The sequence below is a fragment of the Oceanimonas marisflavi genome, assembly GCF_003049725.1.
GTDB classification, from domain to species: domain Bacteria; phylum Pseudomonadota; class Gammaproteobacteria; order Enterobacterales; family Aeromonadaceae; genus Oceanimonas; species Oceanimonas marisflavi.
This window is the reverse complement of the sequence record NZ_QAGM01000019.1, coordinates 1-17,264: the sequence shown is the minus strand read 5'-3', so window position 1 is coordinate 17,264 and position 17,264 is coordinate 1. Positions and strand designations below refer to the sequence as shown.

Here is a 17,264-nt window from a genome sequence, read left to right as displayed (position 1 = left end):
GACAAGTCCGATCTGTCATCGGCGCAGCAATCGGCGCCAAAAACCGGTTTCCATGGTATGACCGTTGAGATCATCCAGGCGTTCACGAATGCGTCCGAACAGGGTATGGGGATCGTCTACCTTGCCCGCTTCGCAGCCCATCAGCAGGGCGATGGCCTCTTCCACCCGGGCCACCGGGTAAATATGAAAACGGCCCTCGGCCACGGCTGCGTTCACTTCATCGGAAAGGTTGAGTTGCAGCCGGTTGCTGGCGGGGATCAGCACGCCCTGCTCACCGGTCAGCCCCTGCAGCCGGCACAGCCGGTAAAACCCTTCAATTTTTTCATTTACGCCGCCCACCGGCTGCACGTTGCCGAACTGATCCACCGCACCGGTAATGGCAAAGTGCTGGTAGATGGGCTCCTGACCCAGTGCCGACATCAGGGCGCACAACCCGGCCAGGGCGGCACTGTCACCGTCGATTTCATGATAGGACTGCTCAAACACCAGGTTGGCCGACAGCGGCGAGGGGTGCTCGGCGCCAAACAGGTTAGCCAGATAGCCGTGAATAATCATCATGGCCTTGGCGTGAATATGGCCGGCCAGATCCGCCTTGCGCTCGATATCGGCCACATCACCGTCGCCCAGGTGCACGGTGGCGGTAAGTCGCACCGGCTCACCAAAGTCGTAGGGATGGCCGGCGATCTGGATCACCGACAGGCCGTTGATCTGACCCACTTCCCGGCCCTGAGTCTGCAGCAGAAACTGGCCGTCGCGCACCCCCAGATCCGACTGCTCCACCAGGAAGTTGAGCCGCTGATCCTGCTCTTCCTGCGCCAGCCGCAGATGTTGCTCGGTAATCAGCGTGCTGTTTTCCCGGGCGGCAATCACATCCGCCAGCTGCATCATGGCCACCAGCTGGGCTTCCACCAGCGACAGCCGGTGCTGGTGCTCGGTGATCCGGCTGCCATAGCGGCACAACCGGGCCACGGCGCCGGTATCCATGTTGCGCAGACCGTGTTTTTGGCGCAGGTGAGCGAGATAGCCCAGGTAGGACGTCAGGTTCTGCTCGGCGTCCCATTCGGGAATAATGTCGGCGCGCAGAAACGCCAGGGTATCCAGCTCCCGATCCAGCATGTGCAGCTCGGCCACCGCCAGCCGGTCGCCCACCAGAATAAGATGTACATCCAAGGGCGGTGGCTCGGGCTGAAAGTAAAACGCCGCCATCTCACTGGGACGGCTCCACTCCACCCGCCGTGTGGCCAGGGCGTTTTTCAGCCGGAACCAGAGGTTGGGCTGATCCAGCAGCTCTTCGATGGGCACGATCAGGTAGCCGCCGTTGGCCTGGTGAATAAGCCCGGGTTCCAGCAGATGATGGTGGCTGAATACCGAGCCCTGCTCGGTCTGAAAGTGAATGGCGCCAAACAGCTGCTCCGGGGTGAACTGGCGGGCATGGACAATGGGAATGGTGCTGTCATGACGGTGCACCATCAGGTTGATCAGCACAGGATGGCTGAAGCCACCGCCGGCGGCCACATGCTGAGCCAGATCCGACAGATAGTCGGCCACCTTTTCATCCTGGCCCTGCTTTTTAAGAATGCGCTCAACAATGTGCTCTGCTTCAAGATGTCGGGAGCTGAGCTCCAGCAGCTGACCCACCAGCTCACAGAACTCAATGCCGGTGCCGGCTCTGAGCCGGAGCCAGATTGGCTTTTGCGGATGATGCAGGTTTTCAGCGTAACAAAGGTCGAACAGATCGGCGTGATTGGCATGCCGTTTCACCAGATCCTGTACCAGCTCTTCCACATCCAGGCCGGCAAAGCCATTCAGCAGCAGAATGGGGTTGACGCTGTTCAGCCCCGAGAGCGTGGCAAAGGCCGAGTCGGCCCGCTGCTGCAGGGCACTGAAGGGCAGGGGAGCCACATCGTCAAGGGTGGTGATGTCAGGTAAGGAGAATGCGGGGGCCAGCTCGGCCGGGCTCAGTGGTTGCACTGGTTCACTCGTTCCGGGAATTAATGGCGGCCAGTATACTGCAGCCCGCCATCAGGTTGATAGGTGCGTTTTAAGATTGCTCCCAATCCGTGATTTGCCGATAATGACAACCTTTCTGTTGAGTCTTGTATCACCCCCTTCATCATACCGATGGCCAACCAGGATATGCCATGAACGTGAACAGTCCGCTGGCTGCCCTGCTTCGGCAAGCCACCCGCGAGGCACACCGCCAACTGGATCAACACCGTTTGCTGCGCCCGCTGCTTGACGCCCGGCTGACTCACGCCGATTACCTTGCTGCCCTGAGCGCACTCTATCCCGGCCAGCGCTGGCTGGAGCAAGGGGTGCAGGCCGGCCTTCAGACCCTTGGCCTGCATTACCCGCTGCAGTTGCGGGCGAGTATGCTGGCAGCCGATCTGGCACAATTGCACCAACCGGTATCGCCGGGTGACGAGGTATATTTGGCGATAGCTAATCCGGCGCAACTGATTGGCTGTTTGTATGTGCTGGAAGGAGCGCGCATGGGCAGCCGGGTGATCGCCCGGCAGGTGCGGCGGACCCTGGGGCAGAGCGTGCCCATGAGGTTTTTCTCGGCGGCCGAAGACACGGATGCCGACTGGCCGCGGCTCTGGCAGTTTGCTGAGCACCATTGTTCACCGGCGCTTTACCAGAACGCGGCTGATGCCGCACGGACCGCCTTTGAAGGGGTGTTGCTCCGGCTTGAGCAACGACCGGTGAAGGCGGACTCTTGCTGTTTTCGGGAGTTGCAACATGAACCGTGATCATTCAGATGATCTGGCCGCCCTGACCGCCCAGTGTGAGCGTGAGCCCCTTCATATTCCCGGCGCCATTCAGCCCGCAGGCTGCCTGCTGAGTGTCGATGACACGCTTTCCCGTATCTGGCAGGTCAGCGCCAATATCGATCGCTGGCTGGGCATCAATGCCCAACAGGCGCTCGGGGCCACGCTGAGCGATGTGCTGGGTGCCGATCCCGTTGCGCAGCTGCACCGGCTGCTGAGTACAGACGCGGATACTCCTGTGGGGCTGACATACAGCAGACAGGTGACCAGCACCGGGGAGACGAAGCGCTTTCGGCTGACCGCATACCGGCAACAACAGCGGATTGTGATTGAACTGGAGCCTCTGTTCGGTGTGGAAGAGACAAGCCTGCTGCCGGCATTGAATGCATGGCTGGGGCGGGTGGCAGGAATGGAACAGGTGGATGCGCTGCTGACCCTGTTGACACAGGCGGTACGGGATCTGACCGGGCACGACAGGGTTATGGTGTACCGCTTTGATGGTGACTGGAACGGCACCGTGGTGGCGGAAAGTCGCAGCGAGCAGGCTTCCCCCTACCTGGGTCACTCCTTTCCTTCCTCCGACATTCCCACTCAGGTGCGCCGGCTGTATCTGTGCAATCCGGTTCGCAGCATTCCCGATGCCACCGCCGCCGCCGTGCCCCTGATACCCGCCATGGATCCACAGCTGAATGTGCCCCTGGATCTCTCCGATGGCGTGTTGCGTGCAGTATCACCCTGGCACCTGCGCTATATGCGCAACATGGGCGTGGGTGCTTCCCTGTCGGTCGCCATTCACGATGAGGACCGCTTGTGGGGGCTGGTGGCCTGTCATGGCCTCAGCCCCGGCCGGCAGTCTCCGCTGGTACGCGATGCGGCGCAGGCTCTGGTGCAGGTAGCCGGGCAGCGGCTGTTCCTGCTGCAGGCCCGGCGGGAAACCGCCTTTTTGCAACGGGTACATAACTGCCGGGAGCTGATCACGGGAGAGCGTGATGCCATGCTGCAGGAGCCGCTCAGCCTGCTGGAGCGTCAGGGGCCCCGTTGGCTGGCATTGTTCCGGGCCTGTGGCGTGGCCATTGTGCATCACGACAAGGTCGCCGGCATTGGCGCTCTGCCGGCGCAAAAGGCACTGCTGGCCACGGCAGACTGGCTGGAAACCCACCACAGAAGCAGCCAGGCATGGTGCAGCCAGCACCTGGCCGGCACACCGCTGGCGGCGCAACTCGGGCCGGGCCGCTGCTGTGGCTTGCTGGCGGTCCCCCTGCCGGTCGATGCCGAGCGGCCGGGCTGGCTGCTGTTGTTTCGTGAAGAACAAATCCGCCATTACCGGTGGGCGGGCCGGCTGGAAGCCATACGTCAGACACAGGGCGAGAGTGTGGCGCTGACGCCGCACCGGTCGTTTGAACTCTGGAGCGAGAAGATCCGGGAGCACAGTGAACCCTGGCTTGCACTGGAAAAGCAGGCGGCGCTGGATATTGGTGAAGATGTGGCGGTGACCATTCTGGTGCAGGCCATTCATGCGCTTAACGGCCGCCTGCTGCGGGCCAACCGGCAACTGGAAGATCTGGCCTCTACCGACTCCCTTACCCGGGCCTGGAACCGTTACCGAATTGAACAGGCACTCAATGTCCGCTTGCAGGCGGCGGAGCAGGGGGGCCAGCCCTTTGCACTGCTGTTGCTGGATGTGGATTTTTTCAAGCGCATCAACGACACCCATGGTCATCAGGCAGGAGACAGGGTGCTGACCACCCTGGCCGAAACGATTGGCGGCAGTTTGAGAAGCACCGACCTGCTGGGTCGCTGGGGCGGGGAAGAGTTTATGGTACTGGGTACCGACTGCTGCACCGCCGATGACGGCCTTTGCCTGGCAGAGCGCATTCGCCAGCGGGTGGAAAACACCGATTTTGGCGAGATGGGCCCGGTGACCGTCAGTATTGGTGTCAGCCTCTGGCGCCCGGGAGATAACGGCAAACAACTGCTGGAGCGGGCCGATCGGGCACTGTACGCTGCCAAAAACGCCGGCCGCAACCGGGTCGTGCTCGAATAATCCTTGCCGTCGCGGGGGGTAGCCTAAACCGTTGCGCAGCTGCCAGTGGCCGGCAGCTGCGGTGGCCGTGCAGCCGGCATGGGCTGGTAGAGCCGGTGATCGGCATGCATGACTGCGCTTATGCTGATTAAAGCGCCGGCCTCACTGATGGCAACCTTCAGCGCCCGGCGCATATCGGTAATGGCAACCGGGCTGTGCCGGTGCATCACAAAGGGTGGGGCGGGGGCTTCCCGGCTTCTGCCAATAATGGCCATGCCACTCTGATTCAGCAGCGGCCAGCTGTGGGCGTCGATGGCGGCCACATCCGCCGCACCACTTCGCAACAGCTGCAGGCTTTGAGCATGGGCGCCGCTGATGGTGACGGGGCCAGGCTCAATCTCATTCCGGCGCAACCATTCATAGAGGGCCGCACAGCCGGAGCGGGAGCTGGGTGAATTGACCACCAGCCGGGGCCGGGCCGGCAAGGGCCTGCTGGTCGTGACAATATGGCTGTAGTAATGGCCCGGGGCACACTCGAGATCCGCAAACACCGGCCGGGCCACCGGCACCAGGTAACGGGCCGCCGGAGTAAACAGATCCGGTCCGCAGCACTGACTGAGCAGCAGTCCGGCATGAGACCATTGATCGATCAGCGGCATCTCGCGCTCAAGGGCATCGGGCAAGGGCAGGGCGCTGAGGTGTTCCAGTTCACTGCGCAGCACGCACCAGAAGGCATCCAGCCCGGCTTGCGCCGGGGGCAAATCATACCAGGGCAGGCTGGCGATCAGGCGCACAACATCTCCTTGCGGGTAAATAAGGACGAGAAAAATCAGGCGCAAAGTGTAAACAGCGCCCGTCCGCAAGTAAACAACAGAACAAATCACTAAAGTCTCAAATGTAGCCCCGGGGATTTTTGAGACCGTGCAGGATAAAATGCTGCCATAGTGCAACGCCGGAGGTTAAAGAGCACTGCTTCGCCGGCACGCCGTGAACACATCCCTGTGGGCTCCGCTGCGCCATCCATGGCGCAGAGGGCACGGCGAAGCAGACGCCCTTTAACCTCCTTGTTAACCGCAGAGTCACCTGATTCTACAAACAGCGGAAACAGTGTTAACCATTCAACTTTTGCTGCACGCTGGTGACCTTGTCGGCCATGGTCTGATCCCGGTCATTGCGGGTGCCCAGCTTGATATGGCTGGTAATGCGCACAGCGCCGGCGTCGTGCAGCACTTCATGGCAACGCTTGACCGCCGCCATCACATCGTCCCATTCACCTTCCACATTGGTGCCGTAACCGTGCATGGTGTGCACCAGGCCGGCATCTTCAAAAATCTGCTGACACATAGCCACATAAGGCGACACCGACACACCAACGCCACCGGGCGATACCATGATATCCATCAGTACATACATAACCTTGCTCCTGATTGGTTGAGTTGAAATACCCGGCCATTCGAGCCAAAGTGCGGGCAGGTCACAAGAGCCAGATCGGGAGTTTGGGTTGGCCAGTACCGGTATGGATGCCTGTTATGTTAAATAACTTGTATGAAGACCAAAACAATGCATGCTGACGATCCGCGCCAGCACGGCAAGCGCCGCAGCCGCCGGTTACGCAAGAAGCTCAGGGTTGATGAATTTCAGGAGCTGGGGTTTTCCCTGACGTGGGGCGGCCTATCTCTTTGCCCTGCATTCGGATGAACTGCCGCCGCTGGTGAGTAGTGTCACCGCCAGCCCGAGCCCGGTGGCGCTCAATACCGCCTTTACCCTCAGCGCCTGGGTCGACGATACCACTACAGGGGAGTCGACGGTGGTCAGTGCCGATTACCGCATCAACGATGCAAGCTGGCTGGCCATGACCGCCAGTGATGGCGCCTTCAACAGTGCCATTGAGGCGGTGACGGCCACCCTGGCTGGCGGCTTGCCGACCGGGGTGCATCAGCTCTGCGTGCGCGGGATCGATGCGGCGGGTAACGAAAGTACCCCGGCCTGTACCTTGCTGGCGGTGTATGACCCTTCCGCCGGTTTCGTCACCGGTGGCGGCTGGATTGACTCGCCGGCGGGGGCCTATGTCCCGGACACCACCTTGACCGGCCGCGCCAACTTCGGCTTTGTGGCCAAATACAAGAAAGGTGCGAATGTCCCCACCGGGCAGACCAACTTCCAGTTCCAGACCGCCGAATTGCATTTTCATTCCGACACGCTTGACTGGTTGGTGGTGTCCGGCGCCAAGGCGCAGTTCAAGGGCACCGGTACCATCAACGGGCAGGGCAACTATGGTTTCAAGCTGACCGCTATAGACGCCGCCTTGACCAACAGCAGCGATACCGACCTTTTCCGTATCAAGATTTGGAACCGTAACAACGGTGATGCTGTTGTCTACGACAATGAGCTGGCCGTCGATGACGGTGCAGACCCGACCACGGCCATCGGCGGTGGCTCGATTGTGATTCACAAACCCAAGGGAAAATAATGAGCCACCAACCTGGTGGGCAGTAAGACCCAGGCCATCATCTCTGCATGATGGCCTGTTTAACAGTATTCACCCGGCAACGGGGTGCGCCTCAACCCAATCCACCACAGCAGGGCGGGCAATGGACTCATCATTAATGGAAGTTGTTCGCTGCGGTGCGGGGACATCATGATGTTTGGGTACAGTCAGCACGTCTGGATTGATATCGCCTGTGATGGATAAACCACGGGGGTGGTCAACAGGGCAGGGCACTGGACTGTTTTTTCCCGGCAACCATGATCCGTTAATGGTGCTGTGCGGGCATTCCCATGACCATGAGTCAGCCTGACAATGCGGACATCTCTGCATTATGGTAAATAGAGGGCGCAACTTGTCCCTCCGGGGCTCACGGGGTCTAGGCCGGGTTGCTGATTGCTAATGACAGAGAAACCAGGGTCAGCCCATCACGGCCAGAATGACGTTCAACCATCTGACGCAAAATTCCGGTTAATCTCACGAGTCTTGGTGAATGGCGACATACCGACTGTTCAGGCCAAATGATATTGCCAGCCGAATGATGAAGAAAAACCTGGCTTTGAGGGCTCATCGATAGCGGATGATGTCAGAGCCAGGTCCAGGGATCGGATCCAAGCGATGCGCGGCAGTATCACGACGGCATGTCCGAATGAGCTCAGTCACACAGTACTGTGACAGCTTTAATATCGGAGATAGGCTGTCACCACGTGACTGACAGCGAGTTTGCCGTGGTAGCGACATACTGGCAGCAGCAGTGCAGCGCGACTTTCGGGACGGTCCAAAAAACCGAAATGCCTGGAGGAAATTGTTAAAAACCGCTGTAGAATTATTAGTTTTTTCATATAACCATCTGAAAATTAAGAGTTTCACTTAAGTGGAAAAATCCCATTTTAAACTGGAACTCACACTAGCGAGTTTCGGGCCTTTAAGTCAGTCGATCCCTAACTTCGCATAATGCAACCATGTGTTAAATTGGGAATATTGACTTAAACGCCTGAAATCATTACAAAACGAGGCTTTTAAGTCGTAATATGCAAAAAACAACAAAAAACTACATATTTCGCTGGTTTCAGTGCGGCTTAACAGTAGAAGAAACGGCCAAACTTTGTTTTAAATCTGTGAGCACTGTCAAAAAATGGGACGCAGGCCGGCCCATACCACCCGAATGCCGGCTACTGATGCAGCTCGCCACCGGCAGACGAACCAACCCCATCACACCCGACTGGGAAGGCTGGCAATTCAGCGGGCCATACCTGATCAGCCCGGAAGGGCTGCGCTTCACACCCCAAAGACTAAAGGCGTTGCAATACGCTGTTAACACCGATACCCAGGGCAACCCCGAGCGGGCCCGCCTGATCCGCGAGCGGTTAAACCGAGTAGGCCGATAGGCCGGAGTGGAATTCCCCCCGTATTACTATACGGGGGGTGGGGGGTAAGTACGTGCCCGCCGTTCGGCAACAGTCCCGCGCCGCCTGAATGGCCGTCAGGGTTTAGCAGGGCGCGGGGTGGCACCAGAGCAGGCAACAAACCCCAGAAACGCGAAAAGCCCCGTCAGGGGCTTTGGATGACGCTGGTTTATCATGGGCTTTGCCCATACCCACCCCGCAAGCGGGGCCCCAATCCAAGATGATGCAGGGGAGGCGGCCAGCCGCGCGGCCGCCCGTGCGCAAGCGCCCGCATCCCCCGCGCGGCTATGCCGGCTCGACTCGCAGCATTACAGAGATTTCACGCCGATCAGCGTTGTCCAGGCTACCGCGAAACACAGCGCCAACGATGGGCAGCGAACGCAACACCGGAATGCCCTGATCCGATTGTTCCGTGTAGTAGTCAATCAAGCCGCCCAGCACCACCGTTTGACCTTCCTTCACCGTCAGCGTGGTATCAATGGCCCGGCTGGATATGATCGCGCCAAACTGATTTGACACCTCATCAACCCGACTGACGTCGGTTTTAACCGTCAGGTGAACCCGACCGCCGGACAACTGCACCGGCAGCACATCAAGGATCACGCCCACATCACGCCGTTCAATACTGGCCCCTTGTTCTTCAGTGGCCGCCCTGACCACAATCGGCACGTTGTTGCCAACGTGTATCCGGGCAGGCAACCCGGCATCCACCGCCAGCATGGGCTGGCTCACCATCGACACGCCGGATTCCCGAGCCAAGTAGCGGCCAAACAACGTGAAGTCATCAAAATTGGCCTGAACGCCGGCATTGCCCAAGTCTATTTTGATGTCCGGCTGCGGGTTCCAGATCACGCCAGAGCGCGCCCCCTGATAACCAAACCGATGACCCAGCTCGGACGCCGTAATATTGGTGGTTTCCACCACGTAGGCCCGCACCACATATTGTGGCGGCGTGGCATCAAACATGCCGCCAACCGCCTTGACCGCCTCTTTAATAAATAACGGGCAATTGGCATGCACGGCCAACGGCGACGCCTGTACAAATGAGCAGGGCGCATCATGGACGCTTTCAAGCCATGTAAACATTTCCTTTAGATCATCGGCCAGAGTAGGGCGCGGATAACTCAGCCGAACCGGGAATATGCCGTAATCCGGTTTTGTCTTTTCATCTATCTGGTAAAGATAAATCACATCACCCACGGTCTGCACCTGCAAACCATTGGACTTGATCACCGCTTCAAACACATCAAAGGTATTGTCAGACACATCGGCACCATACACCCGAGCATTCACATCCAGCGCCGACGACAACACCACGTTCCGACCCATCGCCATGCCCATCAAATCACTGAACTGATCCAAGGTCATTGGCTGGCCGTCGGTCTCGATTGCATTAGCGACAGATGCGACGTTCACCAACAAACAGGCAACGAGCAGTTGTTTCCACTTTTTCAAAATCACCGTTTTCACCTGGATAACCCTTAATGTCCAAATCCTGATTAACCGTCTGATCAGCCTCACCGGCCACCACCTCAGAAAGCCCCAGTTGCATCAATACATAACCCGCGCCGCCAATACCAACGAGCACCGCCAGCAATGCCGGAATGATTTTTTTGTAAAAGTCAGGCGTGATCTTCTTGTGCGTATGAATCTCGGCAGAATAATACGAGCCATAAAACTTGGCATCACGCTTTTTATAACTCAGATTCAAACAATCCTTCAGGCTGCTTTCATTTTCCACGTCCATCAATTTGCTTGACTGATACCGCACCACCTTTTCACCGTTATCAGGGTTGTGAAAATGAATGTGCCGCCCCGTCACCGAACGGATTTGTGTATCAACCAACCGTGGCTGTTGTGTAACCAGATGAAGATCAAACCCCGAATGCCGGTGCACGTTCATCTTTGCAATGTATTCGGGCACCTTGGCCCCCACAGAGCGGGGCGGAAAAAACTCCTGTGCCTCATCAATGATCATGACCGAACCATAGGGCAGCTTATACCAGTCATGGGGATGGCTCATTTTCTTCCAGTGCAGATTAAACCGCTCAAGCCGCTTCTTTGTCGGTTTAAAGTCGAAATGTTCACAGGCATCAAGAAACCGCCGCAGCTCAGCGGTTTTCTTTTCCGGGTACAGTTTCAGCACCCAATCAATCCACGTCTGATAAATGGGAGCCTGCCGCCAGTAGCACACCAGAAACGGCAAATCATCCTCAGTTACCACCCCGGCCTTTTTGTGAACGGCCCGCACAATCGGCAACACTCGTTCCAGATCGTCACCCGACGCACCAGGCAACCATGTGCCATAAAACCAGCCGGCAAACGAACAGGCAAAATCCAGATCCAGAATCAGCGCCTTGATGTTGTAGTAATAAACAGGACGCCCGGCATAATCCAGATCCTCAACCACTTCCTTCACCGTGTTCAGCGACTTGGACGCCCCCGGAAAACCGGTAATCAATCGAATCATTGCGCACTCCTGAACGACATCACCCGACGATTCACAAACGACATGGTGATATGAAACACCACACCCGAAAGACCAATGGATATGGCCTCATTCACACCGGCCAGCGCCATAATTTGCAGAATGTGAGAGGGCAACCCGTTCCATAGCTCCTGCGTTTTTGCAATAAGCTGATCCATCATCAAATCAGCCCCCTGATACACCACAAAGCCAGCCCCAAGGGACAACAGCCAGCGGGTTAACGCCTCACCCAGAAACGCCAGCAACCCCATCAATAAAGCAGAGACAAAATGCATTGTTAGGCCCTCAGATTACGCAGCGACAGAATAAACGCGACCCATGCCAGCAAAATGATAAATGGCCGCATCATGGTAGCGAAATCACAGAACGGTTGATAAGTAATGGTGTAATTCGTACCCATCACCTCAATCACCAAATCAGGAGGACAAGACCCTGCACCGCCGCTCAAATAATCAGTTTTAATCAGCTGATCCATATTTGACATATCAACCACTGTTTCCGGCAAAACAGTGGATTCGCCTGGAATCTGGGGAACCTCGGCATTCGCCAATAAATCATAAGTTGACCCCGCGCCGGACACAGAGCCATCACCGGAACCGGAACCATCACCGGAACCGCTTGACTCATGCATAGCAACCAACTGTTTCAAAAGTGCATTGGTTTCAGCGGTATTATCACGAACCCCCTGACTTGAAGCCCTGACCGCCAACAACGCGTTATAGGCGTGTGACTGGTTATTGACAGCCGACAACGCCGTTTGATTCAGCGCATGTTGGTTGGCAATCAACCTGTTCAATGCCGCCGTGTAATCCCGTGTCGTACCGGATGAATCAGCAGGTGAATCCACAGCATCACCAGTAGTAACACCACCACCCGTGGAAACAGAACCACCACCGGAGCCGGTAGAAGTATCAACAGGTGCCGACGTTCCGCCTGTACCAGAAGTGTTATTGGTATTTACCGGGTTAGTAGGATTGGGATTATAGGGCGATGAATAACAAGTTGATTGACCCGTAACAGGATCAATTTCACATACATCAGTTGAATCCGAATAAGGCTCACAAGCACGGCCAGTCAACGTATGATCATGAATACCGTCCCCAGTATTAACACAAATTCCAGACTTACAAGACGACTGACAAGAGGCACCGGAAGGCATAGTTATACACGCAGTAGCAACGCCACCGGTGACAGAATAAGAGCTGTTTAAATCCTCGCAACCCTCATCTGGCGGGCCACAAGACGACTGATCTTCAGAAATAATACAATCAGGAATCTTGGTAATTCTAATAAAAATCGGATTACTCTTGCCGTTAGAAACCCAATTACCGCAAGCCCTATAATCATCGGTCCTGCAACTGACACCGCTTCCCCACTTGCCAGGCCCCAAGGAATTGGCAGCATTAGCCAATAAAGTCCAAGAACTTTTAAACACAGATGAATAATAAACAGTAGATTTACTATTTATCTCAATTGTATTTTTATAAACAACCGCTAACGCCACATTAGAAAAACACAGCCCAAGAAACACAAGTAAGAAACGAACAGCCATAAACCCACCCCGTCAACGACCAGCATATAACCCCCAATAAAAAGGGGGCCGAAGCCCCCAATAACACAGCAGCGGAGCCAAATTAACGGCTGGCAACGCCCTGGATCTTACGCCACACAAACACCAGACCATTAACGCCCAGTTTGGCGGCACCGATTGCAGCAACAGCAGCAACCAGCAGAGTTACCGCATTAGTGGCGGCTGATACATCAATTGCTTCCATAATAATCACCTCTCAGTAAAACGTGAAATTAAGGCGTAACCACCGGCAACGCATATCATTGTTGCCAGCGCCGTTACGACAGGGACAGAATCGGCCATCAGGCCGGACAAAAAATACACCTCTAACGCTTGCGGATTCTGGCAGACGCCATCAACCACGGCGTCACAGGCGTATATCACCATTACGCAGCTTCCCAACCAACAACAACGTTACGGCTTGGGTTTTCTGGATCGGCTTCAAGCACCAGTTTCACCGGCTGCATAAACGGAATGCTTTTCAGAGTTTCAATCGTCTCGGGCGTATTCATCACACCCAGGTCACGAGTGTCGTAACCGTAATTGGTAATATTGGTTTCCTCTTTTGAAATCGACTTTGCCGGCACCAAGTAGGTTAACTGGGCAAAATCATACGGCTTGGGAATCCCGGTTTTACGAGAAATGCCGGAACCCTTGGTAACGGAAATCACTGCAAGCACTTGCATCATAGACATATCAAAACCCTCTTATTTAAAACGCCGGCTCCATTGTGCCGCTTGTTGACAAAATATCGTAACTGACCGGGCGATTGAGTCGCGCCGGTATATCATCCTCACGCAGATGGGAGGTCAGCCGGTGACAAATCTCACCCGGCGAAATGCCTTCAAACCGCGCCAGATAGTTAATCAGACGCCCGGCTTGAGTGGCCGCAGACTCAATAGCCCGTTGCCGATCAACAGCAAACAAATTTTTAAACGTGCGAATACGCTCAGGTTCGACCTGTTCAAGCAGGCCGGCTAGGGCAGGGTAGGCACCCGCAAAAAATTCATCAGGCCGCAACAGCACATCCAGCGGGATCACCCGATCTTTTGACCGGATTTCAACCTCAGCCCGTTGCCAGTTAGGACGCTTTTCATCCTGCATCTGCTTGCCTTTTTCATAGGCCCGGAACACTTTGCCGGACTCCCGCGCACCAATATAAAAAGACGTACCAGCATTAGGCACCATGCCATATCGCTTTTTGGCTTCTTTGGACTGCCCTTTATCAATCAGCTCAATATGACCCGATTCAATATAGGTATAGCGGGGAGGGCGGCCGCGCCCGGAAAACAGACCTTCGAGCGCCATTTCCCGAAAGGTGGCCGCCGTGAATGCCTTACCTTCGTAATCGTCCAGGGCAAGATCCACCCGCGTGATTTTGATGCCCGGCAACCGGTTCAAAATCTGGTACATGATGGTGAAATCAACACCGGCACAGCCCGCACCGGTAATGGATACCATGCAACCGCCGTTTTCTGCGCCCCATGCCACAATGCCGGCATTGGCACCGTCCATCATGAGCGTGGCCGAATAGGCATAGCCATACATGCCACCGCGACGGGGCTCGTAGCTGAACCGCTTGGTAATGCCGTGGCCGTTGGCCGGCACCATGTGCAAATTGAACTCCTGTACCAGTGCGGCAACCTCGCCATGGCACAGGCAATCCAGCAGTTGAACACCGTAATGCTGAACTATGTCGCTGTATGCGTCGTTGTAATCCATGTCAGCGGCCACGAACTCGGCGCCGCCCATGGCTTCATCCAGTTGTTCCGCCATTTCCCGACGAAACGCGTCACTCACATCCCGCCAGAACGCCCAGTCATGCTGACCATCAAACCGCTTCTGAAAAGGGGTCTTCACGATGGCACCGGTACGCGCAAGGCTTTTCATGCGCACGATCTGTTCGGGCGACCATGTGAACGACAGGTAATCGTGAATGACCTTAGCCATGGCGAAACGCTCCCGCATCATACAGCTCCTGCCAGTTGTCCGGCGTGACCTCGAACAGCTCGTAATCGTCACACTCAAACATCAGATGTTGGCGAAGGCGGCTCATGCTGGGAAAGAACTCGACATCACCACGGATACAGGCAGACACCCAGCCGGGGCCAAATTCGGGTTGTTCTTGCCAGTAAACAGTCAGTGATGAAGCCATAAGAATCAACCAGTTAGTTAGTTGGCTTGATGTTAACTAACCTTATGATTAGCCGCAAACAAACAAAAACGTTAGCCAAGCAGCTAGAATCAGCCTGAAAGCCAAACGGAAAAGGCAAAATTATGTACTCGAAAACCCTGATTGAGGCCTACATGAAGGCCAAGAAATACACCCAATACAAGCAAATGGCCGCAGACCTTGGATTTACCACGGCTTACGTGGCATCAGTCAACCGCGGCCACAAGGAATTCACAGAAGAAACAGCAACTTACATTGCACAGCAGGCAGGACTGGACACCAGCGAAGTATTGCTTGAGCTGGCCAAGTCCCGCGCCAAATCTGACACAACGCGCGCCATCTGGGAGCAGTTGCTCAGAGAGTACAGAAAAGCCCTGAGGCTTTGTCACTAGCGGGTTTCGGGCCTTTAAGTCAGTCGATCCCTAACTTCGCATAATGTATATTATGTTAAATAAAGTATTGCAAAGCTCTGGTAAGAGAGCGCATTACTGTGGGTTTCAGTGAAAAGTGAGATTTTTACAGTACAGTGATATTTTCCAGTTACTCCCTCACCTCCGGCTGAAGAAAACCAAAACCCAGAGTAACCAGCAGACTTATACCTGATTGAGTCTGGCTGGCAGCGCAGTGTTGGACCGCCTGAGTGGCACCACCTAACACAGAACAGCAAAGCACCGATCCTCGATTTGCGCTGAAACTGCAAAGCTCCAAAACATATCAAGAGTCGCAAGCCAGGATGCCCGGAACCAACAGCCGGTCACGCCGAAGCCTGGAAGAAAATGAGGCTGATACCAATCACTTAGGCGGATCAGAGAAAATACTCGCCCCTTGCAGTCGAAGCGCACTCAAACAAGCCTTAAGCCTGTTGCCAACAAGGTCGGTGCATCTATAGTCGGATAGTTGTAGTTTATTATCCGCGCCAGCCCGGTGCTTCAGGCACGCATATAAACCAATCCAGGTCACAATTTTTGGGAATATCCTGCCCTGATGGTAAAGAATTGTCTGTTTAACCACCGTTCATCGTCAGAAATGTAACCAACGTCAGCTCGTATTCGTGCCAAGGTCGGTGACTTCACGACAAAATGGCTCAAAAAATTGCCCTATGTACCGAAGACCTGCTTGATGCTCAGCCTAAGCCTTGGGCATCCATGCCATATCGATCGAAAAGAGCACTGAGGCCCTGGAAAGGCTTGTTAACTCAAATGCCGATAAACTGCATTATCGGCAATAAAACATAGAAACTCACTCAGTAAACTTACCTGAAATCCCTCCTAATTAGCGATGTCTCAGTAAATACGCCAGTCATCATTATATTTGGTCGGCTGCCGGGTTGGCTGCTCTGTCCTTTTCGACTCTATTCAGGCGTGCTCTCCTGCCCTCTTGTTTATCCCGGTACATGGCAGCGTCGGCATATTGCAGCAGGTTACCGGCATCGGTGCCATCTTGAGGATACAGGCTGACTCCCAGACTGGCGCTGATATGTGCCGGTTGACCGGCGATGGCAAAGGGCTGCTGCAGGGCATGCAGCACACGCCCGGCCACCATGTCGGCCTCCCCTGCCCGTTCAAGGTGTTCCAGCACAATCACGAACTCATCGCCGCCCAGGCGCGCCACCGTGTCTTCCGTGCGTACGCAGTTCAGCAACCGTTGGGCCACCGCCTGCAACAAGACATCACCGGCGGCATGCCCCAGGGTGTCATTCACCGGCTTGAAACCATCCAGATCAAGATACAGCACGGCCACCGGTGCCCGGACACGGCCGGCATGATCCAGGGCATGTTCCAGCCGGTCCATTAACAGAGTGCGGCTGGGCAATCCGGTCAAGGGATCATGATGGGCCTGCTCGAGCAGCTTGCGAGTGTGTATTGTCTTCCATCGCCATAGAGCTCCCCCCAGTATCAGCAGCAAAAGTAGAATGGCGGCAGAAATACCGAGCCACAAACGCTGTTGCCGCTCGGCTTGCAGCCCGCCTTCCAGCCACTTTTTGTGTAATTGCTGAAAGTCGCCGTTCTGCATCAGTGTGGTCAGTCCCCGGTTGATTTGCTCCAGTAGCTCATGGTTGCCCTTGGCTACCGCAAAGCGGTAACTGTAGGGCGAGTCAATATGCCCTGCCAGTGTTAGGCCGGATAATCCTCTTTGCTTAAGCTGATACAGGGCAATGCTTTGCGCGACCAGCATGGCATCATAATGGCCTGCCGCCAGCATGTTTAATCCGGTCTCGACACAGGGCGAGATCGTGAACGTTTATTGAACAAATATAGGTGGTTGACGCAGTCATCCGGCTGTGATCTTATGCTTACTTTTTAGGTCTGAATCCATGTCTCTCGACGCCTTTAAAGAGCATTTCAAGC

The 17,264-nt window shown here is 55.7% G+C and carries 18 protein-coding genes; 6 read left to right on the top strand and 12 right to left on the bottom strand.

Features of this window, described 5'->3' with window-relative positions:
• Nucleotides 1-15: 15 nt before the first annotated feature.
• Nucleotides 16-1,971 (bottom strand): Lon protease family protein, encoded by a 1,956-nt coding sequence (locus DA373_RS12030; protein ID WP_107852560.1) that lies wholly within the window; start codon nt 1,969-1,971, stop codon nt 16-18.
• Between the two features lie 170 nt (nt 1,972-2,141).
• On the opposite strand from DA373_RS12030, the gene DA373_RS12025 reads away from it, so the two are divergent.
• Together DA373_RS12025 and DA373_RS12020 are read left to right on the top strand one after the other, a co-directional pair.
• Nucleotides 2,142-2,753 carry a biliverdin-producing heme oxygenase gene (locus DA373_RS12025; protein WP_107852559.1) on the top strand — a complete coding sequence of 204 codons (612 nt, stop codon included), beginning with the start codon at nt 2,142-2,144 and terminating at the stop codon, nt 2,751-2,753.
• Nucleotides 2,743-4,815, top strand: coding sequence for a sensor domain-containing diguanylate cyclase (locus tag DA373_RS12020; RefSeq protein WP_107852558.1), 2,073 nt, complete (start codon nt 2,743-2,745; stop codon nt 4,813-4,815). Before DA373_RS12025 ends, DA373_RS12020 begins: the two co-directional genes overlap by 11 nt.
• Nucleotides 4,816-4,838: 23 nt before the next feature.
• Here DA373_RS12020 and DA373_RS12015 read toward each other — a convergent pair whose 3' ends face one another.
• Both DA373_RS12015 and DA373_RS12010 read right to left on the bottom strand, forming a co-directional pair.
• Entirely contained in the window at nt 4,839-5,588 is a 750-nt protein-coding gene (locus tag DA373_RS12015) for a PhnD/SsuA/transferrin family substrate-binding protein (protein ID WP_107852557.1), read from the bottom strand.
• 316 nt (nt 5,589-5,904) lie between these two features.
• Nucleotides 5,905-6,207, bottom strand: a complete 303-nt coding sequence (locus DA373_RS12010) for an MTH1187 family thiamine-binding protein (RefSeq protein ID WP_107852556.1) — start codon at nt 6,205-6,207, stop codon at nt 5,905-5,907.
• 132 nt (nt 6,208-6,339) lie between these two features.
• On the opposite strand from DA373_RS12010, the gene DA373_RS16630 reads away from it, so the two are divergent.
• The 3 genes from DA373_RS16630 (at nt 6,340) to DA373_RS16625 (ending at nt 8,667) form a co-directional block, all read left to right on the top strand.
• The gene (locus DA373_RS16630) at nt 6,340-6,492 is read left to right on the top strand and encodes a 50S ribosome-binding protein YggL (RefSeq protein ID WP_408635779.1); all 153 of its coding nucleotides are present in this window, start codon (nt 6,340-6,342) and stop codon (nt 6,490-6,492) included.
• 43 nt (nt 6,493-6,535) lie between these two features.
• The gene (locus DA373_RS12000) at nt 6,536-7,264 is read left to right on the top strand and encodes a hypothetical protein (RefSeq protein ID WP_157953715.1); all 729 of its coding nucleotides are present in this window, start codon (nt 6,536-6,538) and stop codon (nt 7,262-7,264) included.
• A 1,046-nt stretch (nt 7,265-8,310) separates the two neighbouring features.
• Nucleotides 8,311-8,667, top strand: a complete 357-nt coding sequence (locus DA373_RS16625; protein WP_157953714.1) for a DUF3653 domain-containing protein — start codon at nt 8,311-8,313, stop codon at nt 8,665-8,667.
• Nucleotides 8,668-8,970: 303 nt separating this feature from the next.
• Here DA373_RS16625 and DA373_RS11990 read toward each other — a convergent pair whose 3' ends face one another.
• The 8 genes from DA373_RS11990 to DA373_RS11960 all read right to left on the bottom strand — a co-directional run bounded on the left by DA373_RS11990 (nt 8,971) and on the right by DA373_RS11960 (nt 14,898).
• Nucleotides 8,971-10,155, bottom strand: a complete 1,185-nt coding sequence (locus DA373_RS11990; protein ID WP_157953713.1) for a type II secretion system protein GspD — start codon at nt 10,153-10,155, stop codon at nt 8,971-8,973.
• Nucleotides 10,079-11,155 (bottom strand): zonular occludens toxin domain-containing protein, encoded by a 1,077-nt coding sequence (locus DA373_RS11985; RefSeq protein ID WP_107852552.1) that lies wholly within the window; start codon nt 11,153-11,155, stop codon nt 10,079-10,081. The genes DA373_RS11990 and DA373_RS11985 overlap by 77 nt, the downstream gene beginning before the upstream one ends.
• Complete coding sequence (locus tag DA373_RS11980; RefSeq protein WP_107852551.1) at nt 11,152-11,448, bottom strand: DUF2523 domain-containing protein; 297 nt, start codon at nt 11,446-11,448, stop codon at nt 11,152-11,154. The genes DA373_RS11985 and DA373_RS11980 overlap by 4 nt, the downstream gene beginning before the upstream one ends.
• A 2-nt stretch (nt 11,449-11,450) precedes the next feature.
• Nucleotides 11,451-12,725 carry a virulence factor TspB C-terminal domain-related protein gene (locus DA373_RS16325; protein ID WP_157953712.1) on the bottom strand — a complete coding sequence of 425 codons (1,275 nt, stop codon included), beginning with the start codon at nt 12,723-12,725 and terminating at the stop codon, nt 11,451-11,453.
• An 82-nt stretch (nt 12,726-12,807) separates the two neighbouring features.
• Nucleotides 12,808-12,948, bottom strand: coding sequence for a major capsid protein (locus DA373_RS16320; protein ID WP_157953711.1), 141 nt, complete (start codon nt 12,946-12,948; stop codon nt 12,808-12,810).
• A 181-nt stretch (nt 12,949-13,129) separates the two neighbouring features.
• The gene (locus DA373_RS11970; protein ID WP_107852549.1) at nt 13,130-13,438 is read right to left on the bottom strand and encodes a hypothetical protein; all 309 of its coding nucleotides are present in this window, start codon (nt 13,436-13,438) and stop codon (nt 13,130-13,132) included.
• 16 nt (nt 13,439-13,454) lie between these two features.
• Entirely contained in the window at nt 13,455-14,693 is a 1,239-nt protein-coding gene (locus DA373_RS11965) for a replication initiation factor domain-containing protein (RefSeq protein WP_157953710.1), read from the bottom strand.
• Nucleotides 14,686-14,898 carry a hypothetical protein gene (locus tag DA373_RS11960; RefSeq protein WP_107852547.1) on the bottom strand — a complete coding sequence of 71 codons (213 nt, stop codon included), beginning with the start codon at nt 14,896-14,898 and terminating at the stop codon, nt 14,686-14,688. The genes DA373_RS11965 and DA373_RS11960 overlap by 8 nt, the downstream gene beginning before the upstream one ends.
• 122 nt (nt 14,899-15,020) lie before the next feature.
• On the opposite strand from DA373_RS11960, the gene DA373_RS11955 reads away from it, so the two are divergent.
• Nucleotides 15,021-15,308: a hypothetical protein gene (locus tag DA373_RS11955; protein ID WP_107852546.1), complete on the top strand. Its 288-nt coding sequence runs from the start codon at nt 15,021-15,023 to the stop codon at nt 15,306-15,308.
• A 913-nt stretch (nt 15,309-16,221) separates the two neighbouring features.
• Here DA373_RS11955 and DA373_RS11950 read toward each other — a convergent pair.
• Complete coding sequence (locus DA373_RS11950; protein ID WP_107852545.1) at nt 16,222-17,118, bottom strand: diguanylate cyclase domain-containing protein; 897 nt, start codon at nt 17,116-17,118, stop codon at nt 16,222-16,224.
• Between the last annotated feature and the right edge of the window lie 146 nt (nt 17,119-17,264).

Excerpts from the sequence above, each read along its gene's own strand:
- DA373_RS12025 (WP_107852559.1), top strand. The coding sequence starts at position 2,142 with ATGAACGTGAACAGTCCGCTGGCTGCCCTGCTTCGGCAAGCCACCCGC.
- DA373_RS12020 (WP_107852558.1), top strand. The coding sequence starts at position 2,743 with ATGAACCGTGATCATTCAGATGATCTGGCCGCCCTGACCGCCCAGTGT.
- DA373_RS12010 (WP_107852556.1), bottom strand. The coding sequence starts at position 6,207 with ATGTATGTACTGATGGATATCATGGTATCGCCCGGTGGCGTTGGTGTG.
- DA373_RS16630 (WP_408635779.1), top strand. The coding sequence starts at position 6,340 with ATGAAGACCAAAACAATGCATGCTGACGATCCGCGCCAGCACGGCAAG.
- DA373_RS16625 (WP_157953714.1), top strand. The coding sequence starts at position 8,311 with ATGCAAAAAACAACAAAAAACTACATATTTCGCTGGTTTCAGTGCGGC.
- DA373_RS11985 (WP_107852552.1), bottom strand. The coding sequence starts at position 11,155 with ATGATTCGATTGATTACCGGTTTTCCGGGGGCGTCCAAGTCGCTGAAC.
- DA373_RS11980 (WP_107852551.1), bottom strand. The coding sequence starts at position 11,448 with ATGCATTTTGTCTCTGCTTTATTGATGGGGTTGCTGGCGTTTCTGGGT.
- DA373_RS16325 (WP_157953712.1), bottom strand. The coding sequence starts at position 12,725 with ATGGCTGTTCGTTTCTTACTTGTGTTTCTTGGGCTGTGTTTTTCTAAT.
- DA373_RS16320 (WP_157953711.1), bottom strand. The coding sequence starts at position 12,948 with ATGGAAGCAATTGATGTATCAGCCGCCACTAATGCGGTAACTCTGCTG.
- DA373_RS11970 (WP_107852549.1), bottom strand. The coding sequence starts at position 13,438 with ATGTCTATGATGCAAGTGCTTGCAGTGATTTCCGTTACCAAGGGTTCC.
- DA373_RS11965 (WP_157953710.1), bottom strand. The coding sequence starts at position 14,693 with ATGGCTAAGGTCATTCACGATTACCTGTCGTTCACATGGTCGCCCGAA.
- DA373_RS11960 (WP_107852547.1), bottom strand. The coding sequence starts at position 14,898 with ATGGCTTCATCACTGACTGTTTACTGGCAAGAACAACCCGAATTTGGC.
- DA373_RS11955 (WP_107852546.1), top strand. The coding sequence starts at position 15,021 with ATGTACTCGAAAACCCTGATTGAGGCCTACATGAAGGCCAAGAAATAC.
- DA373_RS11950 (WP_107852545.1), bottom strand. The coding sequence starts at position 17,118 with ATGCTGGCGGCAGGCCATTATGATGCCATGCTGGTCGCGCAAAGCATT.